This is a genomic window from Variovorax sp. PAMC26660, from assembly GCF_014302995.1.
In the GTDB taxonomy this organism is placed as follows: domain Bacteria; phylum Pseudomonadota; class Gammaproteobacteria; order Burkholderiales; family Burkholderiaceae_C; genus Variovorax.
In genome coordinates, this window is record NZ_CP060295.1 from 5,892,503 (window position 1) to 5,917,152 (window position 24,650).

The 24,650-nt window shown below is 66.2% G+C and carries 21 protein-coding genes and 1 riboswitch; of the genes, 4 read left to right on the forward strand and 17 right to left on the reverse strand.

The window, feature by feature from the left end:
- Window positions 1-115: 115 nt before the first annotated feature.
- Window positions 116-964 (forward strand): bifunctional hydroxymethylpyrimidine kinase/phosphomethylpyrimidine kinase, encoded by an 849-nt coding sequence (gene thiD, locus H7F35_RS27835; protein WP_187109751.1) that lies wholly within the window; start codon window positions 116-118, stop codon window positions 962-964.
- On the opposite strand, the gene H7F35_RS27840 is transcribed toward thiD, so the two are convergent.
- Window positions 909-2,243 (reverse strand): purine-cytosine permease family protein, encoded by a 1,335-nt coding sequence (locus H7F35_RS27840; protein WP_187109752.1) that lies wholly within the window; start codon window positions 2,241-2,243, stop codon window positions 909-911. The two genes, thiD and H7F35_RS27840, sit on opposite strands and share 56 nt — an antisense overlap.
- 76 nt (window positions 2,244-2,319) lie before the next feature.
- A riboswitch (TPP riboswitch) is annotated at window positions 2,320-2,427 on the reverse strand.
- A 168-nt stretch (window positions 2,428-2,595) separates the two neighbouring features.
- On the opposite strand from H7F35_RS27840, the gene H7F35_RS27845 reads away from it, so the two are divergent.
- Complete coding sequence (locus H7F35_RS27845) at window positions 2,596-4,509, forward strand: adenylate/guanylate cyclase domain-containing protein (RefSeq protein ID WP_261803713.1); 1,914 nt, start codon at window positions 2,596-2,598, stop codon at window positions 4,507-4,509.
- Here the strand turns inward: H7F35_RS27845 and H7F35_RS27850 are convergent.
- Entirely contained in the window at window positions 4,496-5,236 is a 741-nt protein-coding gene (locus H7F35_RS27850; RefSeq protein WP_187109754.1) for a TetR/AcrR family transcriptional regulator, read from the reverse strand. The genes H7F35_RS27845 and H7F35_RS27850 overlap by 14 nt on opposite strands.
- Before the next feature lie 115 nt (window positions 5,237-5,351).
- On the opposite strand from H7F35_RS27850, the gene H7F35_RS27855 reads away from it, so the two are divergent.
- The gene (locus H7F35_RS27855) at window positions 5,352-6,656 is read left to right on the forward strand and encodes an aspartate aminotransferase family protein (RefSeq protein ID WP_187109755.1); all 1,305 of its coding nucleotides are present in this window, start codon (window positions 5,352-5,354) and stop codon (window positions 6,654-6,656) included.
- Here H7F35_RS27855 and H7F35_RS27860 read toward each other — a convergent pair.
- From H7F35_RS27860 to H7F35_RS27890, 7 genes are read right to left on the reverse strand one after another with little or no spacing between them, the layout of a single operon-like run.
- Entirely contained in the window at window positions 6,653-7,675 is a 1,023-nt protein-coding gene (locus tag H7F35_RS27860) for an NAD(P)/FAD-dependent oxidoreductase (RefSeq protein WP_261803383.1), read from the reverse strand. The two genes, H7F35_RS27855 and H7F35_RS27860, sit on opposite strands and share 4 nt — an antisense overlap.
- A gap of 5 nt (window positions 7,676-7,680) precedes the next feature.
- Window positions 7,681-8,010, reverse strand: a complete 330-nt coding sequence (gene fdxA, locus H7F35_RS27865) for a ferredoxin FdxA (protein ID WP_056518182.1) — start codon at window positions 8,008-8,010, stop codon at window positions 7,681-7,683.
- Between the two features lie 39 nt (window positions 8,011-8,049).
- Window positions 8,050-9,390, reverse strand: a complete 1,341-nt coding sequence (locus tag H7F35_RS27870) for a sulfate adenylyltransferase subunit 1 (RefSeq protein ID WP_187109756.1) — start codon at window positions 9,388-9,390, stop codon at window positions 8,050-8,052.
- Window positions 9,390-10,343 carry a sulfate adenylyltransferase subunit CysD gene (gene cysD, locus H7F35_RS27875; RefSeq protein ID WP_187109757.1) on the reverse strand — a complete coding sequence of 318 codons (954 nt, stop codon included), beginning with the start codon at window positions 10,341-10,343 and terminating at the stop codon, window positions 9,390-9,392. The genes H7F35_RS27870 and cysD overlap by 1 nt, the downstream gene beginning before the upstream one ends.
- A gap of 43 nt (window positions 10,344-10,386) precedes the next feature.
- A complete protein-coding gene (locus H7F35_RS27880; RefSeq protein WP_187109758.1) occupies window positions 10,387-11,019 on the reverse strand; it encodes a phosphoadenosine phosphosulfate reductase family protein in 633 nt (210 codons plus the stop codon).
- A 29-nt stretch (window positions 11,020-11,048) separates the two neighbouring features.
- On the reverse strand, window positions 11,049-11,444 hold the full coding sequence (locus tag H7F35_RS27885) for a DUF934 domain-containing protein (RefSeq protein ID WP_187109759.1): 396 nt from the start codon (window positions 11,442-11,444) through the stop codon (window positions 11,049-11,051).
- Complete coding sequence (locus tag H7F35_RS27890) at window positions 11,441-13,219, reverse strand: nitrite/sulfite reductase (protein ID WP_187109760.1); 1,779 nt, start codon at window positions 13,217-13,219, stop codon at window positions 11,441-11,443. Before H7F35_RS27890 ends, H7F35_RS27885 begins: the two co-directional genes overlap by 4 nt.
- Window positions 13,220-13,624: 405 nt before the next feature.
- Here H7F35_RS27890 and H7F35_RS27895 point away from each other — a divergent pair, with 405 nt between their 5' ends.
- Window positions 13,625-15,223: a methyl-accepting chemotaxis protein gene (locus H7F35_RS27895; protein ID WP_187109761.1), complete on the forward strand. Its 1,599-nt coding sequence runs from the start codon at window positions 13,625-13,627 to the stop codon at window positions 15,221-15,223.
- A 12-nt stretch (window positions 15,224-15,235) separates the two neighbouring features.
- Here H7F35_RS27895 and H7F35_RS27900 read toward each other — a convergent pair whose 3' ends face one another.
- From H7F35_RS27900 to H7F35_RS27935, 8 genes are all read right to left on the reverse strand, one after another.
- A complete protein-coding gene (locus H7F35_RS27900) occupies window positions 15,236-16,054 on the reverse strand; it encodes a M55 family metallopeptidase (RefSeq protein ID WP_187109762.1) in 819 nt (272 codons plus the stop codon).
- 15 nt (window positions 16,055-16,069) lie between these two features.
- On the reverse strand, window positions 16,070-17,137 hold the full coding sequence (locus H7F35_RS27905) for a P1 family peptidase (RefSeq protein WP_187109763.1): 1,068 nt from the start codon (window positions 17,135-17,137) through the stop codon (window positions 16,070-16,072).
- A gap of 15 nt (window positions 17,138-17,152) precedes the next feature.
- Complete coding sequence (gene gsiD, locus H7F35_RS27910) at window positions 17,153-18,079, reverse strand: glutathione ABC transporter permease GsiD (protein WP_187109764.1); 927 nt, start codon at window positions 18,077-18,079, stop codon at window positions 17,153-17,155.
- Window positions 18,080-18,089: 10 nt separating this feature from the next.
- Entirely contained in the window at window positions 18,090-19,010 is a 921-nt protein-coding gene (gene gsiC / locus H7F35_RS27915; protein WP_187109765.1) for a glutathione ABC transporter permease GsiC, read from the reverse strand.
- Between the two features lie 80 nt (window positions 19,011-19,090).
- Window positions 19,091-20,644: a glutathione ABC transporter substrate-binding protein GsiB gene (gene gsiB / locus H7F35_RS27920; protein WP_187109766.1), complete on the reverse strand. Its 1,554-nt coding sequence runs from the start codon at window positions 20,642-20,644 to the stop codon at window positions 19,091-19,093.
- Between the two features lie 85 nt (window positions 20,645-20,729).
- Window positions 20,730-22,607 (reverse strand): dipeptide ABC transporter ATP-binding protein, encoded by a 1,878-nt coding sequence (locus H7F35_RS27925; protein WP_187109767.1) that lies wholly within the window; start codon window positions 22,605-22,607, stop codon window positions 20,730-20,732.
- 29 nt (window positions 22,608-22,636) lie between these two features.
- A complete protein-coding gene (locus H7F35_RS27930) occupies window positions 22,637-23,602 on the reverse strand; it encodes an isoaspartyl peptidase/L-asparaginase family protein (RefSeq protein ID WP_187109768.1) in 966 nt (321 codons plus the stop codon).
- Window positions 23,599-24,588 carry a MurR/RpiR family transcriptional regulator gene (locus H7F35_RS27935; protein ID WP_187109769.1) on the reverse strand — a complete coding sequence of 330 codons (990 nt, stop codon included), beginning with the start codon at window positions 24,586-24,588 and terminating at the stop codon, window positions 23,599-23,601. The genes H7F35_RS27930 and H7F35_RS27935 overlap by 4 nt, the downstream gene beginning before the upstream one ends.
- Window positions 24,589-24,650: the final 62 nt, after the last annotated feature.

Sequence of the window (24,650 nt, forward strand, 5' to 3'; positions counted from 1 at the left end):
GAAGGCTGGGATGGGGGCAGGCAGAGCGCCCAATAGATACGCCGCTTGCCCCCACCCCGACCCTCCCCCGGAAGGGGAGGGAGAAATGCAAGGCAGGTCGCCGATAATTTTCCGTATGACCCAAGGACTTCCCCAGCGCTACGCACGCGTGCTTTCCATCGCCGGTTCCGACAGCGGCGGCGGTGCCGGCATCCAGGCCGATCTCAAGACCTTCGCGGCCCTCGGCTGCTACGGCATGACGGCCATCACCGCGCTCACCGCGCAGAACACGCTGGGCGTGTCGGGCATTCACGGCGTGCCGCCCGATTTTCTGAAGGCGCAGATCCAGGCGGTGATCGAGGACATCGGCGTCGATGCCGTCAAGCTCGGCATGCTGCATACGCCCGAGGTGGTGGAGGTCGTGGCCTGGGCCATCGACCGCTATCAATTGAAGAACGTGGTGCTCGATCCGGTCATGGTCGCCACGAGCGGCGACCGGCTGATCGCCGCGGAGACCGTGCAGGTATTGGTGCGCGAGCTGTTCCCGCGCGCGTTGGTCGTCACGCCCAATCTCGACGAGGCTGCGTTGCTGATCGGCCATGCCATTGACGGGGTGGATGCGCTCGATGGCGCCGCCGACGAACTGCTGGCGCTCGGCGCGAAGGCCGTGCTGCTCAAGGGCGGCCATCTGCCGGGCGACGATGTGGTCGACGTGCTGTTGCAGTCCGATGGCGCTCGCAAGCGCCTGGCCTCGAGGCGCATCGCAAGCCGCAACCTGCATGGCACCGGCTGCACGCTGTCGTCCGCCATCGCGGCGCACCTGGCACTGGGCTTGGCCTTGCCCGAGGCGGTCGAAAAGGCGCGCACGTACATCCTCGGCGCGATGGCCGCCGGCGCGAACGTGCAGATCGGCGCGGGCCATGGTCCGCTCAACCACGGCTTTGCGCCAGTGCCGACGTACCGCCTGCCCGCGACGGGCGGCTGAGCCACGCAAGCACGAAGGTCGCGGCCAGCGTCGGCAATGCCGAGCCCAACTGGGGCGCCCACTTGGCAAGGGCGTGGTACGCCGCGATGCCCGCGATCCAGATCAGCGCCGCGCCGAAGTCGACCTGGCGCGTGCCGGTAGCCACCACCGATTGACCACTGCCCAGGCGCCCGAGGATCACGCCGTACAGCGGCACGAACACCGAACTCAGCAGCAGCAGGAAAGGTTCGAGCGTGTGCATCGGCAGCACCAGCGCCAGTGCAATGCACAGCGTGGCCAGCAGCAGGCCCCAGCGCCGCACGCTCCAGCGCGGCAGCAGGCTGTGGGTGGAGACCGAGCCCGAGTAGACGTCGCCATAGGCGTTGTCGAGTTCGTCGATGAGGATGAGGCCCAGCGCCACCAGCCCGCCCTGTGCGAGCAGCAGCGCGGTGACGAGGCTGACGCCCGGTTCGGCCACGCTCACCACCATCACGCCCAGCGCGTAGCACCAGATATTGGCCAGCGCGTAGCCGATCCAGGTGCCGCTGAACGCGCTGCCCAGACCACCCGTGCTGCGCTTGCCGTGCCGCGCATAGTCGGCCACCAGCGGCAGCCATGACACCGGCATCGCGATCACCAGGTCGAGCGCGCCGAACATGCCCATGCTGCCGTCGCCCGGCCGCGCCCAGAAGGCGTCCAGCCCCTTGGCCTGCAGCCGCGTCGCGAACTGCCAACTGAGCCACAGCAACGACAGCACCACCAGCGGCAGGCCGAATCGGCTGACGAAGCGCCGCACCAGCTTGACCATCGATCCCGCAAGCAGCGCCAGCAACACCGCGCCCCACAGCAGCGTGGTCAGCACGCCGCCCCAAAAGGAGCCGAGCGACGGGCCGAAAGCCAGTTGGCCGATGGCCTGCGTGCCCTCGCGCATGATCACCAGCTCGAAAGTGGTCCAACCCACCAGTTGCACGATGTTGAGCAGCACCGGCAGGCGCGCGAAGGCGCTGCCGTAGGTGGCATGCATCAGGCCGGCGCTGGCCAGTCCGCTTTCGCAGCCCAGCCGCGCGGTCCAGGCCAGCAGGCCGGCGCCGAGGCAGGAGCCCAGCACGATCGCGATGGCCGCGTCGCGCGTGCCCACTGCCGGAACCAAGTAGGCGCCGATCTGCATGACCAGCAGGCCGACGCCCAGGCTGAACCACAGCGAGGCATGGTCATGCCAGCCAAAGACGCGCTTCGACGCGGGCAGCGGCGAGAGCGCCTCGTTGGCGCGGGAAGATTCGTTGTTGTCGTCGTGTGCCATCCGTTTGCTCCAGTGCAAAAGGTTTGGCAGGTGGGCGAGGCTCCAGCGGCTCGGCCGTCGCGCGAGACAACGCGACAGGCCGCCGGACCAGCTTCCCTGCGCGAGGATTACCTCAGTCAGGTTCAAAGGGACTCTCTCAGTCAGCCCCGGAACGGATTCCGGCTCGACACCCCTAGCAATGCACTGCAGCGAACTGCGGCGCGGGGAGGATTTTATCCCTTGCCGGAAAGTGCATCGCCGCGCGTGCCATGGCCATGCTGCGAACGGGAGAAAATCAAGGCCAATAACAAGGGCGCGTTTCAATGCGCGGGAGGGAAACCGTATGGCAGATGATGATTTCAGGCGTTCGGACATGGCAGGGCCTTTGCCGGTCGGCTCCGACAACACTTCGCGAACGCGCATGCGGCGCTTCAGGGTCGATGTCGGCACCATCATCTGCGCCGTCGCGCTGGTGCAATCGCTGCTGCTGGTGGCTTTCGGCTACTGGGCAGCGGAACGGCTGGTGTCGAGGGTGGGTGAGTCCGCGCACAAGGTCAACCACGACCGGGTCGAGGACAACGTGCTGGCCTTCCTCGCCAAGACAGAAGCGTTGGTGCGCGCCATCGCCCACACGCCCAGCCTGCATCCGGCGGGCCAAGACGGCGACCAGACCGCAGAGTTGCTCTGGACCGCGCTGGAGCAGACGCCCGAGCTCGACAGCATCGGCGTGACCAGCGACGACGGCCACCAGTTGATGGCGCTGCGCCAGCCCGTGCCAGCCGTGCGGCAGGTCCTGCGCGATCCGACGTTCAGCACCGAGACGTGGGAATACAAGCAGCCACCCGATTCAGACGGCGACAGCGACCCGAGGCAGCGCTATGCGACGACCCGCATCGAGGCCTTCCGCAGTGACGACGACCCGACGAAGGACGGCGAATACCTGCAAGCCGAGAAGGCGCGGCACGCGGTATGGACCGCACCTTTCCTGCTGCCAGCGGAGAAGGAACTCGGCGTCAGCCACGCGCGGCCGAGCCACCGACGCGACGACGAAGGCGCGCCCCAGACGCTGGTGGTGGCCGCCGACGTGTCGTTGGGCCATCTCTCCAGCCTGGTCCGGCTGTTCGGTGGCACCGGCCATGGCAACAGCGCGTTGCTGAGCGCCGACCACCACGTGATCGCACGTGGCGACCAGCCCCACGTCGTTCGCGTGCTGGAAGATCCACAAGGTGGCGTGCTCGGCGCGCTGCACGCGCACATGCTGGCCAACGGCAGCCGGGGCTGGACCGAAGACACGGCCTTCACCCTTGACCATGAGGGAGCGCGCTACCGGGTGCAGACATCGCTCATCGCGGGCACGGGCTGGCGGCTCGTGAGCTGGGAGCCCGAAGACGCGCTGCTCGGCGGCCTGCATCGCAACGTGCTCTGGTCGCTGCTGCTCACGTTGAGCTTTCTTGCCATCGCGCTCTTCATTTCGCTGCGCCTGTCGAAGCTCGTGACCGCGCCGATCGAAAACCTCTCGCGCACCGCCCGCCGCATCGGGCGGCTGGAACTTGACGACCTGCCGCTCGAGAAGAGCCGGGTGCTGGAAATCCAGCACCTCAACCAGGCGCTGGACGATTCCGCGCGCAGCCTCAAGGCCTTCAGCAAGTTCGTGCCGGTCGATGTGATCAAGCAGCTCATTGCTGATGGCCACACGCTCGCGCCCAGTGGGGCGCCGCGCCGCATCACCGCGATGTTCACCGACGTGGAAGGCTTCACCACTATTTCGGAATCGATGGAAGCCGATGTGCTGATGCGCCAGTTGACCGAGTACTTCAACCTCGCCACAGGCGTGTTCGCACGGCACGGTGGCGTGGTCGACAAGTTCATGGGCGACGGCATCATGGTGCTGTGGGGGGCGCCGGCAGACCTGCCGGATGCGGAGTACCAAGCCTGCGTCGCGTCGCTCGAACTGCACGCCGAGATGAACGAACTCAACCAGAAGTGGCGCGACGAGGGCTTGCACGAGTTCCGCACACGCATCGGCATCCACACGGGTCTCGCGGTGGCGGGTGTGCTCGGCTCCAGCGATCGCCTGTCGTACACGGCCCTGGGCGATGTGATCAACGTGGCGAGCCGCATCGAAGGCACCAACAAGCAACTGGGCACGCGCACGTTGCTCTCCGAGGAAACGTTCGCGGGGCTGCAAGGGCGGCTCGCCACGCGCCGCATCGAGGAACTGGTGGAACTGCGCGGGCGGCAGACGCGGATGGTGCTCTACGAGCTGCTGGAGCCTACGCAGTCCTGATGACCCTGCTGGCGAAAGCTTCCAATCCGTCGATGGTGATCTGCACGTGCCGCTCGAAGCTGCCGTCCAGCGGCACTGTCGTGCCGTTGTCCCAGCGCACGATGAAGGCCTTGTTGGCCAGCAACGGCAGGTGGCGCGTGAGCACCGGGTGGTCGAGCGGGCGAATGGTGTGGACGCGTTCGCGCAGTTCCTCGGCCCAGGCCTGCGTGTTGTCGGAGGGCAGGGGCGAGAACTCCATCGTCACGAAGCCCAGCATGGCCGCGATCACGCAGTTGTAGGCCTCCAGCAGCGATTCGCCCTCGAAGCCGGCTTCGATCAGAGCCGCAAGCACGCCCTCGACAAGCTCGGTCGGCAGGCTGCCGTTCGACACCAACTGGGCGCCGAGCAATTGCGCCACGTTCGGGTGACGCCGCACGGTGGCGCGGCAGCGGCGGAACAGTTCGGCGATCCATGCCTGCCACGTCAGCTTGCCCGCTGACGGCGTGACTTCGGCCATCGCCGTGGCGGCCACCTCGGCGAGCAGCGCTTCGCGCGTGCTCACATGCCAGTGCACCGTGGCCGGATAGACGCCCAGCCGCGTCGCGATCTCGCGCATGCTGAAGGCGCCGAGGCCGAATTCGTCGATGTATTCCAGCGCCGCTTCGGCGATGCGCTGCTTCGTCAACGCAGCGCCGCCTGCTGGGCGACCGGCGGTCCTGGGCGGGGGCTTGGCAGGTGTTTTCTTCATGGAAGCCGCCATTGTGCAGGCGATCAATTAATCGTATAAATAATATTAATTGAGCATTGATCAATTAAATGCGCCGCAAACGCCCGGACGTACCACCATCGAGAGGACATCTTCCATGACCGACACCGCGATCAACAAGGCCCTTGAGAAGGCGCACCGGCAGTTCACCGAGAGCAACCCGGTGAGCCTGCGCCAGTTCGAGGAACAAGCGCGCTACATGCCTGGCGCCAACAGCCGCTCGGTGTTGTTCTACGCACCGTTCCCTCTCACCATCGCAAAAGGCGAGGGTGCTGCGCTCTGGGACGCAGACGGCCACCGCTATGCCGACTTCATCGCCGAATACACGGCCGGCGTCTACGGCCACTCGGCGCCCGAGATCCGCGATGCCGTCATCGAGGCGATGAAGAGCGGCATCAACCTCACGGGCCACAACCTGCTCGAAGGGAAGCTCGCCCAAGTCATCTGCGAGCGCTTTCCGCAGGTCGAGCAATTGCGCTTCACCAACTCGGGCACGGAGGCGAACCTGATGGCGCTCACCGCGGCGCTGCATTTCACGGGGCGCCGCAAGATCGTGGTGTTCTCCGGTGGCTATCACGGCGGCGTGCTGGGGTTCGGCGCGAAGCCGTTGCCGACGACAGTGCCTTTCGACTTTCTGGTGTTGCCCTACAACGACGCGCAGACCGCACGCGAGCAGATCGACGCGCACGGGCCGGAAATCGCGGCCATCCTGATCGAGCCGATGCAAGGGGCCAGTGGCTGCATTCCGGGGCGTCTCGACTTCCTGCAGGCACTGCGCGACGAGGCCACGCGTGTCGGTGCACTGCTGGTCTTCGACGAAGTCATGACCTCACGCCTGGCGCCGCACGGCCTGGCGAACAAACTCGGCATTCGCTCCGACCTGACGACGCTGGGCAAGTACATCGGCGGCGGCATGTCTTTCGGCGCATTCGGTGGACGCCGCGACGTGATGGCGCTGTTCGACCCGCGCACGGGGTCGCTCGCGCACTCGGGCACCTTCAACAACAACGTGATGACGATGGCGGCTGGGTATGCGGGCCTGACGAAGCTGTTCACGTCCGAGGCGGCGGGCGCGCTGGCCGACCGGGGTGACGCCATGCGCGCGCGCCTCAACGCGTTGTGTGCGAAAGAGGGCGTGGTCATGCAGTTCACCGGCCTGGGTTCGCTGATGAACGCGCATTTCGTGAAGGGCGAAGTCTTGCGCTCCGAAGACCTGGCGGCGGTCGACGGGCGCCTGCGGCAACTGCTGTTTTTTCACCTGATCGGCCAGGGCATTTATGCCTCGCCGCGCGGCTTCATCGTGCTGTCTTTGCCGGTGACCGATGCGGACATCGATCGTTTCGTTGACGCCATCGGCAGCTTCATCGGTGAATACCGGCCGCTGCTGGCGGCAATTGCCTAGCGCGGAACGGTCACGCCCAGCAGCTCGTGCAGGCGGGTGCTGGTGGTCGTGTACTGCAGCGGCACGGCCTTGCCGGGGAACACGATGGCCGTGGCGCCCCAGGCGGCCAGCGTGGCTTCATGGAAGCCGCAGACGATGAGCTTCTTCTTGCCCGGATAGGTGTTGATGTCGCCCACCGCGAACACGCCACGCTCGCGCGTTTCGTATTTCTCGGTGTCGACAGGCACCTGCTTGCGCTCGAGTTCCAGTCCCCAATCGGCAATCGGGCCGAGGCGCGGCGAAATGCCGAGGCAGGCGACCAGCGCATCGAGCGGCAGCTCGACGGTCGTGGTGTCGGGCGTGGTGATCTGCAGTTGCTTGCCGTCGAAAGCTGTCGGCTGGCCGACCTTGAGGGCCAGCTTGCCCGCCGCTACGAGGGCACGCATCGATGCCACGGTGCCTTCGTCGGCCTGGAAACCGTCGCGTCGGTGAACCAGCGTGACCTGCCTGGCCGTCACCGTGAGGGCAATGGCGGTTTCCAGCGCGATGTCGTCGCCACCGTTGACCACCACCGTCTGGCCGGCAAAGCGGTCCAGCGAATCGGGGTGATAGAAGAGGGATGAGCCCTCGAAGTGCTCGATGCCTTCAACGGCGATGCGCTTGGGCACGAAAGCCCCGACACCCGCCGCGATGAACACGGTTTTCGCCAGAAAAGACGTGCCGGCCGACGTGGTCATCAGCAGCCGTCCATCGGCCTGCCGGGCCAGCGTTGCCACCTGCTCACCAAAGTGAAACTGCGGCTTGAACGGCGCCACTTGCTGCAACAGCGATTGCGCGAGGTCGCGCCCACTGGTCACCGGCGTGCCGGGAATGTCGTAGATGGGCTTGTGGCCGTACAACGCCACGCACTGGCCGCCAGCGGCGGGCAGCGCATCGACGATGTGGCAGGAGATTTCAAGCAGGCCCAGCTGGAAGGCCTGGAACAGCCCGACAGGGCCGGCACCGACGATCAGTGCGTCGGTTTCGATAGGGGAGGCCAAGGTGCTCAGCGCACCAGCTCCCCAACTTTATCGGTCTTGTCTTTCCAGTCGTCGGCATCAGGCAGCGCGGGTTTGCGCTTGGTGATGCTCTTCCAGCCGTCGGCCAGAGCCAGCTCGGCGTTGATCTTGATGAAGGCGATCTGGTTGGCCGGGAGGTCTTCCTCGGCATAGATCGCGTTGACCGGGCATTCGGGGATGCAGACCGCGCAATCGATGCACTCGTCCGGGTCGATCACCAGCATGTTGGGACCTTCGCGGAAACAGTCCACGGGACAAACGTCCACACAGTCGGTGTATTTGCAACGGATGCAGGCTTCGGAGACGACGTGGGTCATTTGTCTTTTAACGTCAGTGGTCGGGGAAAACCCGAGATTTTAGGCCTTTGCGGCGGCGGGCTGCACGAGCACGGCAGCAGCGGTCTTGTGGGAGGCCGTATCGACCAGCACCAGGGAGCCCAGCGCACGCGATTGCGCGAAGGGCAACACAGCCAGCGGCTGCTGCAGCGCGAGCACCACATCACCGATGGAATTGGCTTCCAGTTGCGTGGTGGGCTCCGATTCGAGCGTCGTGATGTTCACGCGATCGACGATGCGCGCCACCTTGGCCTTGACCCAGCGATGGCCCTGCAGCGCCCAGTACACGCGGCCCGCAACCAGCGGCTCGTCGTCGAGCCAGGCCACGGTGGCCGTGATCTCGCGCACCGGCTCGAAGGCGTCAGGCGCCAGCAGCCAGTCGCCGCGCGACACATCGACCTCGCGGTCGAGCACGATGCCGGCGCTGTGGCCCGCATGCACCGACTTCGGCTGGCGGGTGTGGCTCAGCACCTGGGCGACGGTCGCCGTCTGGTTGCTCGGCAGCACGGTCACGCGCTGGCCGGGTTCCACATGGCCCGAGGCCACGCGGCCCCAGAACACGCGGCGGCCCTGCGAGGTGTCGGCCGAGGAAGAGAATTTTTCGACCCACTGCACCGGGAAGGCGAAGGGCACGGCCTCGTCCTGCGCGGTGACCGGCAGTTCTTCGAGCAGTTCAAGCAGGCTCGGACCTTCGTAGCCAACCCAGTCGGCATGGCGCGTGGCCACGTTCCAGCCCTTGAGGGCAGAGATCGGCACGATGCCGGCCACTTGCACGCCGGCCGCTTCTGCAAAGGCGTTCAGCGCGGTCGAGATGCGCTCGAAGGCGAGGCCGGCGTCGCCGATGGCGTCGAGCTTGTTGACTGCGAACACGATCGACTGCACACGCAGCAGGTTGGCCAGCAGCGTATGGCGGCGGGTCTGCGGCAGCAGCTCGCGCTTGACCACGGTGCCGTCTTCCACTTCGGCGGCCCAGGCCAGCTTGGTTGCATCGACCAGCACCACGGCCGCATCGGCAGCCGAAGCGGCGGTGACCATGTTGCGCGTGTACTGCTCATGGCCCGGCGCGTCGCCGATGATGAACTTGCGCTTGGCGGTCGAGAAGTAGCGGTAGGCCACGTCGATCGTGATGCCCTGTTCGCGCTCGGCCGAGAGGCCGTCGGTCAGCAGGGCGAGGTCGGTTTCACCGCCGCGCTGCACGCCGGCGAGCTGGTCTTGCAGCACGGTCTTGCTGTCTACCAGCAGGCGGCCGATCAGCGTGCTCTTGCCGTCGTCGACCGAGCCGCAGGTGATGAAGCGCAGGGCGGTGCCGGTGTCGCCGTGGACGTCGGTGGTGACAGGGGTTGCAGCAGTCGTCGCGCTCATCAGAAGTAACCGTCTTTCTTGCGTTTTTCCATCGAAGCTTCGGACGTCATGTCGTCCATCCGGGTGGCGCCGCGTTCGCTGACATCGACCGTGAGCGTTTCCAGCACCACGTCGCCCGCATCGGCCGCGAGGCTCTCGACCGGGCAGGTGGTCGTGATGTCGCCCACGGTGCGAAAGCGCACGTCGCGCACCTGCACCGTTTCGCCGTCGCGCGGCGGGGTCAGTTCGGTCACGGGCACCAGCAGGCCGCGGCGCTCGACCACTTCGCGCTTGTGCGTGTAGTAGATCGACGGCAGGCCGACGTGCTCGCGCTCGATGTATTGCCACACGTCGAGTTCGGTCCAGTTCGAGATCGGGAACACGCGGAAGTGTTCGCCGGAGGCAAGGCGCGTGTTGAACAACGTCCACAGCTCGGGGCGCTGGTCCTTGGGCTGCCATTGGCCGAAGCTGTCGCGGTGCGAAAAGATGCGTTCCTTGGCGCGCGCCTTTTCTTCGTCGCGGCGGGCGCCGCCGATGAGCGCGTCGAAGCGGAATTCTTCGATGGCTTCAAGCAACGTCACCGACTGGTGCGCATTGCGCGATTCGCCGGGGTGCGCCAGGCGCACGGTGCCGCGCTTCATCGAGTCTTCGACATTGCGCACGATGAGTTCGGCGCCCAGTTCCTTCGCACGCTGGTCGCGGTAGGCCGTCACTTCGGGGAAATTGTGGCCTGTGTCGATCATCAGCAGCGGATACGGAATGCGACCCGCGCCGAAGGCCTTCTCCGCACACTTGAGCAGCACCAGCGAGTCCTTGCCGCCCGAGAACAGCAGGGTGGGGCGCTCGAAGGCGGCCGCCACTTCGCGCAGGATGAAGATGGTTTCTTCTTCCAGCGCATCGAGGTGCGTGTTGGACAGGTGCGCAGGAGAGTGCATGGGCGGCAGCAGCAGATCGGTTTCGGTACGGGCGTTCATCGGGTGGTGTGCTGAATGCGAAGGGTGGGTGAGGCGTTGGCGCTCAGTGTGAGAGATGCAATCCGCACTCGCGGTTGTCTTCGCCCTTGGTCGGGTCTACGTAGTCGAAGTTGTTCGGCAGGCCATGGGCCTCGCAGTATTCGTACAGCTCCTTGGACGACCAGTGCAGCAGCGGCGCGACCTTGATCAGGCCGTCCGGGTTGACGCTGACCGGGTCCATCTGCGCACGCACGGCCGTGTCGGTGGCACGAAGCGCGGTGAACCAAACCTTCGGCGCTGTCTCGCGCAGCGCGCGGGCAAAGGGCTCGAGCTTCACCTCTTCGGTGAAAGCGGCATGGCGCGGATCGTCGAGCGCCGGCGTTTGGCCCTCCACCGCTTCGCGATGCGCACGCGAGCGGCGCGGCAGGTAGATGTGCAGATCCAGGCCCAGTTGCTTCGTCACTTCATCGGCAAAGCGGTAGGTGGCCTCGGTGTTGTAGCCGTTGTCCATCCAGACCACGGGAACATTGCGCCTGGCACGCGTGACCATGTGCAGGATCACCGCTTCGAAGGGGCGGAAATTGGTGGTGATGATCGCGGGCTGGCCCAGGCCGATGGCCCAGTCCACCAAGCCCTCGGCGTTGCGGCCGAGGTCGGTGTTGATGCGTGTGAAGTCGATGTCCGTGGCGATGCTCATGTCGAAGGTTCCGATGCGCTTTCGGGTGCTCAGTTGCCGGCCACGAAGTGCGGCGCGGTCTTCACTGCGTCGCCCTGGTAGAAGGCGGCAAAGCGGTCGAACTGGCGCTGCGCGTCGGAGGCGTCCACCCCTTCCTTCAGCACGGCGCTCGAGAAGCCGGTGCGTTCCATCTGCACCAGTTGGTCGATCAGCACGTCGCCCGTGGCGCGGATGTCGCCCGTGAAGCCCAGGCGGCGGCGCAGCAGGAAGGCCTGGCTGTAGGCGCGGCCGTCGGTGAATTTCGGAAAGTTCAGGTCGATGCGCTCGATGTCGGCCAGGCACATCTCGATGGCGAGCGGATCGGCATCGTTGGCGAGCTGCAGCACCTTCGGGTCGCCATCGTCGATGTGATCTTCGGCGGCCAGAATGTTCAGGGTCTTGTTCATGCTGCTTCCTCCACCTTGAATCGCGCACCGTTGGCCGCGGCCTTGAACGGGTCCGGACCTACGCGGCGCAGCGTGTCGATGAAGGTCTCGCCGCCTTCGCGGGTGTCTCGGTAGGTGGTGAGCACGGCCTCGATCACGCCCGGCACTTCGGCCGCCGAGAACGAGGGGCCCACGGCCTTGCCGGCCACGGGCGCGCCGCTGAGCGCGGAACCGTCGGAGCCGCCCAGCGACACCTGATACCACTCCTTGCCGTCCTTGTCGACGCCCAGGATGCCGATGTGGCCGCTGTGGTGGTGGCCGCAGGAGTTGATGCAGCCGCTGATGTGCAGGTCGATCTCGCCCAAGTCGTCGAGCTCGTCGAGGTCCTGATAGCGCTCGGTGATGGCTTCGGCAATCGGGATGGAGCGCGCGTTCGCCAGCGAGCAGAAATCGCCGCCGGGGCAGGCGATCATGTCCGTCAGCAGGTGCACGTTGGCGCTGGCAAAGCCGGCCGCGCGAGCGGCGAGCCACAGCGCATGCAAGTCTTCGGCATGCACCCAGGGCAGCACCACGTTCTGGTCGTGCGTCACGCGGGCTTCGCCGGCGGAGAAGCGGTCGGCCAGCAACGCGAGCGTGTCGAGCTGGTCGGCCGAAGCATCGCCGGGCGCCTGCTTCAGGCGCTTGAACGACAGCGTGACGGCGCGCAGCGCGGGGTTCTTGTGCGGCGCGACGTTGCGGGCGAGCCAGCGGGCGAACTGCACGTCGTCTGCCGCGTGGGTGCGCAGCTCGGCGTCGGTCTTCTCGGCACTTTGCAGCACGCGGGTGGCGAGCGTCGGCGGCACGAAGGAGGCAGCCACGCGGTTGTACTCTTCCTGCGTGATGGTGTGCGGTGCGCCGTCGTGTTCGAGGATCTGCTTGTACTCGGCATCCACATCGTCGATGTAGCGCTGGCCTTCGGCCTTCACCAGAATCTTGATGCGCGCCTTGTAGATGTTGTCGCGGCGGCCATAGCGGTTGTAGACACGAATCACCGCTTCGAGGTAATTCATGATCTGCTGCCACGGCAGGAACTCGCGCAGCACGGTGCCGATGATCGGCGTGCGGCCCATGCCGCCGCCCACCTGCACGCGGAAACCGATTTCGCCGGCTTCGTTCTTCACCACGTGCAGGCCCACGTCGTGCCAGCCAGTGGCGGCGCGGTCTTCGGTGGCGCCGGTGATGGCAATCTTGAACTTGCGCGGCAGGAACGCGAACTCAGGGTGCAGCGTGCTCCACTGGCGCATGATTTCCGCGAAGGGGCGCGGATCGGCGATCTCGTCGATGGCAATGCCGGCGCGCTCGTCGCTCGTGATGTTGCGGATGCAGTTGCCGCTGGTCTGGATGCCGTGCATGTCGACCGAAGCCAGCAGGTCCATCACGTCGGCCGACTTCGACAGCGGAATCCAGTTGTACTGGACGTTCTGGCGCGTCGAGAAGTGGGCGTAGTGGGTGGGCAGCTTTTGGCTGCCGAGCAGGCCCTGCGTCTCGATGGCCTTCTTGTAGACCTCGGCTTCGGGCTCGTCGTACTCGCGGGCGATCTTTGCCAACACGCGCAGCTGGCGGCTCGAAAGCTCACCATAGGGCACGGCCACGCGCAGCATCGGCGCGTAGCGCTGGACATACCAGCCGTTTTGCAGCCGCAGGGGGCGGAACTCGTCCTCGTGCAAGCGGCCCTTTTGCCAGCGCTCGAGCTGGTCTCGGAATTGGGCGGCTCGTTGGTGAACGAACTGGCGATCGAATTCTGTGTATTGGTACATCGTGCGTGTGTCTTGAAGTGCAGTGCGTCCAGCGCCCCAGCAAGAAGCCGAGATTCTGAAAGCGGGCCTTATGGAAACAAACTATTTTTTGGTTCGCGCCTTATCCGGATAAGCATATTCACCAGTGTCCATGCGGGTTTCAAGACGGTTGGATGCTTATTCCGGATAAGGCGCGGACCCCGGCGTGGAGCCGCCTGACCCGGGAATTCTAGGAACAGAACGAAGTTTCGGCAGGCAAGCGACGGGCGGCGATGCGTTCGGATGGAAGTTGCCTAAAGTTTTCACCCGAACTGCCGATATCCAGCCATGGAGAGCGGCCACCGGCCTCGCTCCTTCGTTCAGGTTCGACGGTGCCGCCGTGTCTTGCGGCCGTCTTTCCGCCCCCTTGCGTTCTGGAGTTCGATCATGTTCTTGAGCAATGTCTCAATTGGCAAGCGTCTGGCCATCGTGCTGGGCGCCATCCTGGCGCTGTTTCTCGCCACCAGCGTCGCCGCGGTGCTGAAGCTGCAGCAACTGAGCCTGGAGATCGACACCATGATCCAGGACAACGTGAAGACCGAGCGGGCGGGTTCCGACTGGCTGCGCCACACCACCTCGGGCGTGCAGCGCGCGGCCGCCATTGCCAAGAGCAGCGACGCCAGCCTGATCGACTACTTCGCGCCCGCAACGGCCAAGTCGATCAAGGACACCAACGAGCTGCAGAAATTCATCGAGACCAAGCTGGTCAAGCCTGCGGAGCGCGAACTGTTCGAGAAGGTCGGCAACCTGCGCAAGGCCTACCTGGCTTCGCGCGAAGAAGTGAGCAAGCTCAAGCTGACCGGTGACCTTGCCGGCGCCAACCGCGCCTTCGATGCCCAGTTCCAGCCCACGTCGACCAGCTACCTCGCCGGTGTGCAGCAGGTCGTGGACATGCAGCGCGAGCAGCTCGACGCCGCCGCCGCCCGCGCCAACGACCTGCAGGCGCAGACCCGCACGCTGCTGATCGTCTGCTCCGCAGTGAGCCTGGTCCTGGGCGCGCTGCTGGCGTGGCTGCTGGCCCGCAGCATCACGCAACCGTTGCGCAGTGCCGAGACCATCGCGCAGTCGATTGCCGACATGGACCTGACGGGCGTTGCCCAATCGAGCTATGCCAAGGACGAAACTGGCCGCCTGCTGCGCGCGCTGGACCTGATGCGCTCGGCCTTGCAGGGCTCGTTGATGCAGGTGCATGGCGTGGTGATGAACGTCTCGACGGCCAGCACCCAGATCGCGATGGGCAACCACGATCTGTCGTCGCGCACGGAAGCGCAGGCGAGTTCGCTGGAGCAGACCGCCGCATCGATCGAGGAACTCACCTCGACCGTCAAGCAGAACGCGGACAACGCGCGTCAGGCCAATCAACTGGCCACGTCGGCATCGGAAGTGGCAGTGAAGGGAGGCAGCGTGGTGTCGCAAGTAGTCGACACCATGGGCTCGATCAATGCATCGTCCAAGAAGATCGTCGACATCATCGGCGTGATCGACGGCATTGCTTTCCAGACCAACATCCTGGCGCTGAACGCAGCGGTCGAGGCGGCCCGTGCCGGTGACCAGGGACGCGGCTTTGCGGTGGTGGCTTCCGAAGTGCGAAGCCTTGCGCAGCGCTCGGCCGCGGCGGCCAAGGAAATCAAGACGCTGATCGGTAACTCCGTCGAAAAGGTCGAGGAAGGCAGCCGACAGGTGGCCGATGCGGGCCGCACCATGGACGAGATTGTCGGCAGCGTGAAACGCGTGACCGACATCATGGGCGAGATCAGCGCGGCGAGCCAGGAGCAGACCTCGGGCATCGAGCAGATCAACCAGGCCATCACGCAGATGGACCAGGCGACACAGCAAAACGCCGCGCTGGTCGAAGAGGCCTCGGCGGCGGCCCAGTCGCTTCAGGAACAGGCGGGCAGCCTGTCGAAGATCGTCGGCGAGTTCAAGCTGGAACAGGGCGGCCAAGGCGGTCGCAGTGCGACACGGGCCCTGGGTTACGCGGGCTGATCGGGCCGCGCCTCAGCGCAGCATCGTCGACATCGCCGAGCAGCAGTTCAGCATGCGCACGGCCGCTTCGACCGTCTCGGCGGTGAAGCGCAGGTTCACGCCATCGACGCGCTCGAAGTTCGGCCATTGGCAGAACAGGTCGGCCAGCCCCGGCGACTGGCAACGCAGCGTGACCACCAGCGGGCCCTTGAACACCAACGGCAGTGCGTTTGCGCGCGCGGCCAGCGCTTCTTCGACGCCTGCGCGAATCGCATGGCGCGACTGCTCGGGCGAGAGCGACACGCCGCTGTAGTACCCCGTGGCGCGCTTGGTCTGCACGAAGGTCGCGTGCGGAAAGAGCGGCCGGTTCTCGGCGATGAACATGTCGTCGCCGCTGCCCATCACCACTGGCGCGCCGTACTCGCCGGCCAGCGCGCCGTAGACGCCGGCTTCGCCCAGCTCCTGATCGCCGAACCAGATGCCGGCAAAGGCAAAGCCGTTGATCGTGTGCGCGAGGATGCCGCGCCCCTGCGCGCGCGAGTGGTAGCCCACCATGCAGACCGCGTCCACGCCTTCTTCCACGCCCGCCACCATGCTCAGGTAGCGCGGCTTGCCCTGCACCACGCGCGCACGCGCATCGAGCACGTCGGGCGGCATGTTGCGAAAGCCGCCGTGCGAGTCGTTCACCAGCACCTCGGTGGCGCCGGCGTCGAAGGCACCCGCGATGGCCGCGTTGGCCTCGTGCGCCATCAGCAGCCGGGCGCGTTCGTATTCCGGGTTGCCCTGACGCGTCTGCTCATGGTGATAGACGCCGGCAACGCCTTCGATGTCGGTGGAGATCAGGACTTTCATGGGCGGAGGGTTTCCTCAGGCGAGGGGTGAAAGGGAAGACGCCGGCAGCAAATCGCCGAGCGCGGCGCGGTGGTTGCCGTCGCGGCCCGTGACGGGCGTCGCGCGCCACAGCGCATGAAGAATAGCCTGCTCGGTGCTGTCGGCCGCAGCCTGGAACAGCCCATCGAGCAGGCCGTCGTGCAGCATCGCCACGGCCGGCATCGGCCGTTCGACACGGTCGGGCACGGTGTAGGCGGTCGAAAAAGCCAGCACGATGTCGCCGCTGCCATGGCCGAAGACCGAGCCCGTGCGGGCCAGTCCCGCGCCTGCGCGCAGTGCAAGCCGGCGCAGTTGCCGCGCATCGAGCGGCGCGTCAGTGGCCACGACGATGATGATCGAGCCCTTCTCGGGTTCGCCTGAAGCCGCGGCGTTGCGCGATGCCTGCATCGCCGCCAGCCGCTCGCCGACCGCATGACCCGCCAGCAGCATCTGCGGTTGGCGCCCGTAGTTGGCCAGCACCAGCGCACCGACCGTGTGCAGCCCGCCATCGCGCGACGACACGCGGCGCGAAGCGCTGCCGATGCCGCCCTTGAGCTGAAAGCTCGACATGCCGCGCCCCGCGCCGACCGAGCCCTGCGCGAAGTCGGCGGCGGCGCTGTCGAAGGCATGCAGGTAGTCGGCCTCCGTCACCGCCATCCGCTGGATGTCGTTCAGAAAGCCATCGTTGCACTCGAAGACCAGCGGATTGACCGTGGGCAGCGCCCGTCCGGTCTCGGGGTTGGCGGCAGCGCACTGGCGGATCTGTGCCGTGCCCACGGTGCCGACCGAGAAAGTATTGGTCAGCGCGATCGGCGTTTCGAGCACGCCGAGTTCAGCGAGCTGCACCAGCCCCACGCTCTTGCCGAACCCGTTGAGCACCACCGCAGCCGCCGGCACCTTGTCGCGGAACGGATCGCCGGCATGCGGGCGGATGACCGTCACGCCAGTTTGCACATCGCCATCGCTCAGTGTCTGGTGGCCGACCGTGACGCCCGCAACGTCGGTGATGGTGTTGCGCTCGCCCTGGAGCAGGTGGCCGATGAAGGGCAGGGTGGTGGAGGGCATGAAGAAGAGAAGAACTTACTGGCGGTCGATCTTCGGATCGAGCGCGTCGCGCAGGGCGTCGCCCAGCAGGTTGAAGGCGAGCACGGTGAAGAAGATCGCCAGGCTGGGGAACAGCGCCACGTGCGGCGAGGTCACCATGTCGGCGCGCGCCTCGTTGAGCATCGCGCCCCACTCGGGCGTTGGCGGCTGCGCGCCCATGCCCAGGAACGAAAGGCTGGCCGCCGTGATGATCGAGGTGCCCACGCGCATCGAGAAATACACCACGATCGAAGAGATGGTGCCAGGCAGGATGTGCCGCACGATGATGGTCCAGTCCGACGCGCCGATGCTGCGCTCGGCCTCGATGTAGGTCTGCTGCTTGAGCACCAGCGTGTTGCCGCGCACGAGCCGCGCGAACGCCGGCACGCTGAACACCGACACCGCCACCACCACGTTGGTCATGCTGCTGCCCAGGATGGCCACCACGCCCAGCGCCAGCAGGATGCCGGGGAAGGCGAACAGCACGTCCGAGATGCGCATGACGATGCGGTCCCACCAGCCTTCGTAGTAGCCCGCGAGCAGGCCGAAGGCCGTGCCGATGAAGCCGCCCACCAGCACAGACAGGAAGCCGGCCGCCAGCGAGATGCGCGTGCCCGCCAGGATGCGGCTGAAGATGTCGCGGCCCAGCGGATCGACGCCGAACCAGTGCGTGGCCGAAGGCCCGCTGTTCAGCATGTCGTAGTCGAAGAAGTTCTCCGGATCGAAGGGCACGATCCACGGCGAGAACACCGCGATGAGCACCAGCAACAGCACGAAGATGGCCGCCACGATGCCCAGCGGCTGCTTCTTGAAGCGGCGCCAGCATTCGCCCCAGGGCGTGCGGACCTTGCCCGCGGTTTGCACCACGGCAACGGGGGACAGTGGAACGATGGATTCGGCAGGCACGCCGGAAGCTTGCGTCATGGCTGCTTGCTCACTTGTAGCGGATGGTCGGGTTGATGTAGCCGTACAGCACATCGACCACGAGATTGATCAGGATGAATTCGAGCGAGAACAGCAGCACCAGCGTCTGGATGACGGGGTAGTCGCGCATCTGCACCGCGTCCACCAGCAGGCGGCCCAGGCCCGGCCAGTTGAAGACCGCTTCGACCAGGATCGAGCCGCCCAGCAGAAAGCCGAACTGCAGGCCCATCATCGTGACCACCGGAATCAGCGCGTTGCGCAGCGTGTGCTTGAACACCACGCTGGTTTCGTGCACGCCCTTGGCACGCGCGGTGCGCACGAAGTCTTCCTGGATCACCTCGACGAAGGACGCACGCGTGAAGCGCGCCATCACGGCGGCCACGGCCGCGCCCAGCGTGATCGAGGGCAGGATGTAGTGCTTCCAGGTGGCGGCGCCCACGGTGGGCAGCCAGCCGAGCTGGACCGAGAAGATCTGCATCAGCAGCATGCCCAGGGCAAATGCCGGGAATGAGATGCCGGACACGGCGAGCGTCATGCCCAGCCGGTCGGGCCATTTGTTGCGGTACACCGCCGACACGATGCCGATCCCCATGCCGAAGATCACGGCCCACACCATGCTGGTGATGGTCAGCATCACCGTCGGGAAGAAGCGCTCGGCAATCTCCGTCGACACCGGCCGCCGCGTGCGGATCGAGGTGCCGAAGTCGCCTTGCACCATGTGGGCGAAGAAGCTCACGAACTGCTGTGGCAGCGGCTTGTCGAGGCCCAGTTCCTGGCGCACCATGGCCACGGTCTGCTCGTCGGCGTCCTGTCCGGCGGCAAGGCGCGCCGGGTCGCCGGGGAGCATGTGGACGAACAGGAACACCAGCACTGCCACGATGAGCAGTGTCGGGATCAGGCCCAACAGTCGTTTGAGGAAGTAATTCAGCATGGGGTACGGTTGTCGCGAACGGGCGGCAGCAGGAGGCCGCCGCCCGCCGGACAGTCAGTCAGGAAACGAAGAGCGCGCGATCAGTTCGACACCGCGATGGCGTCGATGTTGATGTTGCCGTCAGGTATCACGAACACACCCGACAGGCGCTTGGCGTGTGCCGACAGGTTCTGCTCGGTGACCAGCGGCACGCGCGGCAGGTCCTTGCGGATTTCGTCCTGCGCGGTCTTGTACAGCGCGGCCTTTTCCTTGTCGTCCACGGTGATCAGCGCCTTGGCGAGCGCAGCATCCACCACATCGCTCTTGTAGAACGACATGTTGTTCAGCTTGGGCGCCCACGACTCGGACGCGAACAGCGGACGCAGGCCCCAGTCGGCTTCACCGGTCGACGACGACCAGCCCGTGTAGTACATGCGCACCTTGGCCGTCTTCGCATCGGGCCATGCATCGACCAGCTCGGTGCGCTGGCCCACTTCGAGCGCCTGCACCTGCAGCTTGATGCCCACTTGCGCGAGCTGTTGCTGCACGAACTGGATGGTCTTCTGGCTGGTCGTGTTGTTGTAGGCGCTCCACAGCACCGACTCGAAGCCGTTGGGGTAGCCGGCTTCGGCCAGCAGTTCCTTGGCCTTCTTCACGTCGTAGGGAATGGGCGCCATCTTCTCGGCGAACTTCACGCCCTGCGGCATCACGCCTTGCGCGGGGAAGGCATAGCCGCCGAACGCGACCTTCGCTAGCGCTTCCTTGTTGATGGCATAGCCGATGGCTTCGCGCACCTTCGGGTTGTCATAGGGCTTTTGCAGCATGTTGAATGCCAGGAAGCGCGTGATGATCGACGGCGAGGCCACCACTTCGAGCTTGTCGCTCTTCTTCAGCAGCTCGGCCTGCTCGTAGGGAATCGGGAAGGCGAAGTCGGCTTCGCCGGTCTGCAGCATGGCGGCGCGCGTGTTGTTCTCGAGCACCGGCTTCCATTGCAGGTTGTCGACCTTCGGGTAGCCCTTCTTCCAGTAGCCGTCGAACTTCTTGGCCTTGACGGCGTCGGTCTGCTTCCACTCGACGAACTCGAAGGGGCCGGTGCCGACGGGGTGGAAAGCGATGTCCTTGTTGCCCCACTTCTTCAGCGCGGTCGGCGAAATCATCGCGGCCGATGCGTGGGCCAGCGAGTTGATGAAGGGGCCGAAGGGCTCCTTCAGCGTGATGCGCACGGTGCTGGGGTTCACCGCCTCGACCTTGCCAACACGGTTGAACTGGTTGTAGCGCAGCAGCTTGTTGTCTTGATTGAGCACGCGGTCGAGCGTGACCTTCACGGCTTCTGCATTGAAGTCGGTGCCGTCGTGGAACTTGACGCCGGTGCGCAGCTTGATGGTGTAGACCAGGCCGTCCTTGGACACGTCGTAGCTCTCGGCGAGCACGTTCTGCACCTTCAGGTCCTTGTCGAACTGGAACAGGCCTTCATAGAAGGTCTTGGTCACGGCCGTGGTGATGGTGGTGTTGGTGTTGTACGGGTCCAGCGTTTCCGGCTGCCAGCCGATGGCCAGCACCACGTCTTTCGCGGCCAGCGCCGTGCCCGATGCGGCAATGGCGGCCAGGCCCAGCAGTGCGGATGCCCATCGCAGGGAGGAAGAAGATGGCTTCATGGAAGAACTCCAGTCGGTTCGTGGAAAAAAAGCAGGAGGGCCTGCGGGATGAAAAATCGGAACGCGCCGCCGATGGCGTCAGGAATCAAAAGGCCCCGCCGATGGCGTGGCGGGCAACGAAATGGCCGGGCGCGACCTGCACCAGCGGCGGCACGTCGGGCTCGTCGCCGACTGCGCGGATGGGGCTGGGGATCTCGCCTTCGAGCAGCGCGCGCGGCTTGTGGCGGCGCGACGGATCGGCCACCGGCACCGCCGCCATCAGCTTGCGGGTGTAGGCGTGCTGCGGTGCCTCGAACACCGCGCGGCGCGGACCGATCTCGACGATCTGGCCCAGGTACATCACGGCCACGCGGTGGCTGATGCGCTCGACTACGGCCATGTCGTGCGAGATGAAGAGGAAGGCCACGCCCAGCTCGCGCTGCAGGTCGAGCATGAGGTTGACGATCTGCGCCTGAATGGACACGTCGAGCGCGGACACCGACTCGTCGGCCACCACCACCTTCGGGTTCAGCGCGAGCGCGCGTGCAATCGCAATGCGCTGACGCTGGCCGCCCGAGAACTCATGCGGATAGCGCTGCGCCACTTCCGGCGGCAGGCCAACCTTCTGCAGCAGCCAGTCCACGCGCTGCTGCGCCTCGGCGCCCTTGGCGATGTTGTGGATCAGCAGCGGCTCCATGATCGAGAAACCGACCGTCACACGTGGATCGAGCGATGCGAACGGGTCCTGGAAGATGAACTGGATGTTGCGGCGCAGTGCCTGCAGTTCGCGCGTGGGCAGCTCGCGGATGTTCTTGCCGCCGAACTCGATGGCGCCGCTCTGGCTCTCGACCAGGCGCAGCAACGAACGGCCGGTGGTCGACTTGCCGCAGCCCGATTCGCCGACCAGCGCCAGCGTTTCGCCGGGGTACAGGTCGAAGCTGATTTTTTCCACGGCGTGCACGCGGCGCTTGACGCGGCCGAAGATGCCGCTGCGCACGTCGAAGCGCGTGACCAGATCGCGCACGCGCAGGATCGGGCCGGCTTCTTCGCGCACCGTGTCTTGCGGCGTGATGTGGTCGCATGGCGCCATCTCCGCGCTGCCTTCCGTGCGCAGCAGTTCGAACTTGGCGGGCAGGTCGGTGCCCTGCATCGCGCCCAGCTTGGGCACCGCCGACAGCAGTGCCTTCGTATAAGGGTGCTTCGGCGAGGCGAACACGGCATCCGACGTGCCGGCTTCGACCTTGTCGCCGCGATACATGACGAGCACGCGGTCGGCAATCTCGGCCACCACGCCCATGTCGTGCGTGATGAAGAGCACGCCCATGTGCATCTCTTTCTGCAGCTCGCGAATGAGCTGGAGGATCTGCGCCTGGATGGTCACGTCGAGCGCGGTGGTGGGTTCGTCGGCAATCAGCAACTGCGGCTTGCACGACAGCGCCATCGCGATCATCACGCGCTGGCGCATGCCGCCCGACAACTGGTGCGGAAAGCGGTCGAGCACGTTGCGCGCTTCGGGAATGCGCACCAGCTCCAGCATGCGCAGCGCCTCGGCGCGTGCGGCCGCATTGCTCTTGCCCTGGTGGATGCGGATGGCCTCGGCGATCTGGTCGCCGGCGGTGAAGACCGGGTTCAGCGAGGTCATCGGCTCCTGAAAGATCATCGCGATGTCCGCACCGCGAATGCCGCGCATCGTGCTGTCGCGCGTTTGCGCCAGGTCAAGCACTTCGCCGTTGCGGCGCCGAAACGCCATGCTGCCGCCGAGGATGCGGCCGCCGCCGTGCTCCACCAGCCGCATCAGCGCGAGCGAAGTCACCGACTTGCCCGAGCCCGATTCGCCCACCACCGCGAGCGTTTCGCCGTGGTCGACGTGAAAGGACAGGTTCTTGACGGCATCGACGGTGCGCTCCGACGTCGAGAAGCGAACAGTGAGATCGTCGACGGCGAGAACGCGGCCGTCCGGCAGGGCGAGGGCAGGGGTGGACATGGGAGTGCGAGAGAAAGAGGGCGCGCGTGTCAGGCGAAGATGGCTGTTACCGGCGCTTCATCGCCACGCGCGTGGCCGCGGTACATGCCTTCGGTGTTGAAGGCCAGGCTCAGGTTGCCGTGGCGGTCGATGGCGATCAGCCCGCCGGTGCCGCCGATGGCGGGCAGCGACTGCTGCACCACCGCGTGCGTAGCGGCTTCGAGCGTGGCGCCGCCGTAGGCCATGCGGGCGCAGACGTCGTAGGCCGCGGCAACGCGGATGAACATTTCGCCGCTGCCGGTGCAGGACACAGCGGCGGTGCGGTCGTCGGCATAGGTGCCGGAGCCGATGAGGGGCGTGTCGCCGATGCGGCCGACGCGCTTGTTGGTCATGCCGCCGGTCGATGTGGCTGCGGCAAGGTGGCCGTGCATGTCGAGCGCTACGGCGCCTACGGTGCCGAACTTCTTGTCTTCGTCGAGCGGTGGCGTCATGGTGGCGCCGTCGTGGTCGACCACCACGCGGCCGGTGTCGCGCACGCGGTAGAGCTGCTGGCGGCGCGCCTCGGTGGAGAAGAACGCAGGCTCGACCATTTCCAGCCCGCGTTCGCGCGCGAAGGCTTCGGCGCCCGCGCCGGCCAGCAGCACGTGCGCGCCGTCTTCGAGCACGGCGCGCGCGGCGCGCACCGGGCGGCGGACGTGGCACACACCGGCGATGGCACCGGCGGCGAGCGTGGCGCCGTCCATCACGGCGGCATCGAGTTCGTGGGTTTCGTCGTGGGTGAAGACCGCGCCGTGGCCCGCGTTGAAGAGCGGGCAGTCTTCGAGCATCTCGACGGCCAGGCATGTGGCGTCGAGTGCGCTGGCGCCCTTGAGCAGCATGGCCTGTGCGGCGCGCACGATGTTCTGCAGGGCGTCGTGGTAGGCCTGCGCCTGTTCGGGGCTGGTCGTTGCGGCGCTGATGGTGCCGGCGCCGCCATGGATGGCGATGACGGGAATGTGGGTGTTGTCGTTCTTCATCGGGAAGCTTTGTTCTTTTTCTTGCCGGCGCCGTTCAGGGCGGCGCCATCGGAGGAAGTGCTGGACGTGCCAACCGAGCGCGCGGCGGGGCCGTCGATCCGCGGCAACCCGTTGGCGCCGTGCAGCCAGGGGCGCAACACCTGCAGCGTGCGGCGCGCCGATTGCACCGGGTCGGGCGCGCGCAGCGCTACCGCACTGGTCAGCGCCTCGACCAGCGCGAGCACGCTGGTTTCGCAGTTCGGGCGGTAGCTGGTTTCGGTCTGGCAATAGAGCGCCACGTCGGCCAACGGCGCCATCGGCGAGGTCGGGCGGTCGGTGAGCGCGATCACGCCGCAGCCTTGTTCGCGTGCGATCTGCGCAAGCATCACGGTGTCGGTCAGGTAGCGCGGAAAAGTCAGGCCGATGAACACGTCCTTCGGGCCCGCGTGCATCAGCGAGCGCGCCGCGTGCGTGACGCCGCTCACGCCCGGCAGCAGGCGCACGTCTCGGCAGCTGCTGTCCAGCCCGTGCTGCAGCAGGCCTGCGAGCCAGCCGCTGGCGCCGAAGCCTGCGATGTAGACCGAGCGCGCTTTGCCGATGCGTTCCACCGCGGCTTCGCAGGCGGTGTAGTCCAGCGTCTGGCGCGTGGCTTCGATGTTGCGGCGGCTTTCGTCGAGCGCGGTGGCGAACACCTCGGCCACCGTGGTCGGATGCTCGAGGTTGCCGCGCAGGCGCTCCACCGGTGCCACCAGCGATTCGAAGCCGCGCACGAGCTCGGCGCGGAAGGTGGCGTAGCCGTCGAAGTCCAGCGCGCGGGCGAAACGGTTGGCGGTGGCCACCGAGACACCCACCGCGGCCGCGAGCTCGTCGATGGGCAGCGTGGCCACCTGCAGCGGGTGCTCCAGCACGTAGTCGGCCACCTGCCGGTGCGAACGCGTCAGCCGTGGCAATGCCTGCGCAATGCGCTGGGCCACGGTGGTGCCTGGGGTGTCGACGTTGGTGCTCATGCGGGGAGTGGGGCGCCCGGAAGGGTGCGTTAATGAAAACTAGTTTACAAATATAAGTCAGT

Coding starts and splice junctions, on each gene's coding strand:
- H7F35_RS27905 (WP_187109763.1), bottom strand. CDS start 17,137: ATGCCCTCCACCACCCTGCCCTTCATCGGCCACCTGCTCCAGGGCGAG.
- thiD (WP_187109751.1), top strand. CDS start 116: ATGACCCAAGGACTTCCCCAGCGCTACGCACGCGTGCTTTCCATCGCC.
- H7F35_RS27855 (WP_187109755.1), top strand. CDS start 5,352: ATGACCGACACCGCGATCAACAAGGCCCTTGAGAAGGCGCACCGGCAG.
- H7F35_RS27850 (WP_187109754.1), bottom strand. CDS start 5,236: ATGAAGAAAACACCTGCCAAGCCCCCGCCCAGGACCGCCGGTCGCCCA.
- cysD (WP_187109757.1), bottom strand. CDS start 10,343: ATGAACGCCCGTACCGAAACCGATCTGCTGCTGCCGCCCATGCACTCT.
- gsiB (WP_187109766.1), bottom strand. CDS start 20,644: ATGAAGCCATCTTCTTCCTCCCTGCGATGGGCATCCGCACTGCTGGGC.
- gsiC (WP_187109765.1), bottom strand. CDS start 19,010: ATGCTGAATTACTTCCTCAAACGACTGTTGGGCCTGATCCCGACACTG.
- H7F35_RS27890 (WP_187109760.1), bottom strand. CDS start 13,219: ATGTACCAATACACAGAATTCGATCGCCAGTTCGTTCACCAACGAGCC.
- gsiD (WP_187109764.1), bottom strand. CDS start 18,079: ATGACGCAAGCTTCCGGCGTGCCTGCCGAATCCATCGTTCCACTGTCC.
- H7F35_RS27840 (WP_187109752.1), bottom strand. CDS start 2,243: ATGGCACACGACGACAACAACGAATCTTCCCGCGCCAACGAGGCGCTC.
- H7F35_RS27870 (WP_187109756.1), bottom strand. CDS start 9,390: ATGAGCGCGACGACTGCTGCAACCCCTGTCACCACCGACGTCCACGGC.
- H7F35_RS27880 (WP_187109758.1), bottom strand. CDS start 11,019: ATGAGCATCGCCACGGACATCGACTTCACACGCATCAACACCGACCTC.
- H7F35_RS27935 (WP_187109769.1), bottom strand. CDS start 24,588: ATGAGCACCAACGTCGACACCCCAGGCACCACCGTGGCCCAGCGCATT.
- H7F35_RS27895 (WP_187109761.1), top strand. CDS start 13,625: ATGTTCTTGAGCAATGTCTCAATTGGCAAGCGTCTGGCCATCGTGCTG.
- H7F35_RS27885 (WP_187109759.1), bottom strand. CDS start 11,444: ATGAACAAGACCCTGAACATTCTGGCCGCCGAAGATCACATCGACGAT.
- H7F35_RS27925 (WP_187109767.1), bottom strand. CDS start 22,607: ATGTCCACCCCTGCCCTCGCCCTGCCGGACGGCCGCGTTCTCGCCGTC.
- H7F35_RS27900 (WP_187109762.1), bottom strand. CDS start 16,054: ATGAAAGTCCTGATCTCCACCGACATCGAAGGCGTTGCCGGCGTCTAT.
- H7F35_RS27845 (WP_261803713.1), top strand. CDS start 2,596: ATGGCAGGGCCTTTGCCGGTCGGCTCCGACAACACTTCGCGAACGCGC.
- H7F35_RS27930 (WP_187109768.1), bottom strand. CDS start 23,602: ATGAAGAACGACAACACCCACATTCCCGTCATCGCCATCCATGGCGGC.
- fdxA (WP_056518182.1), bottom strand. CDS start 8,010: ATGACCCACGTCGTCTCCGAAGCCTGCATCCGTTGCAAATACACCGAC.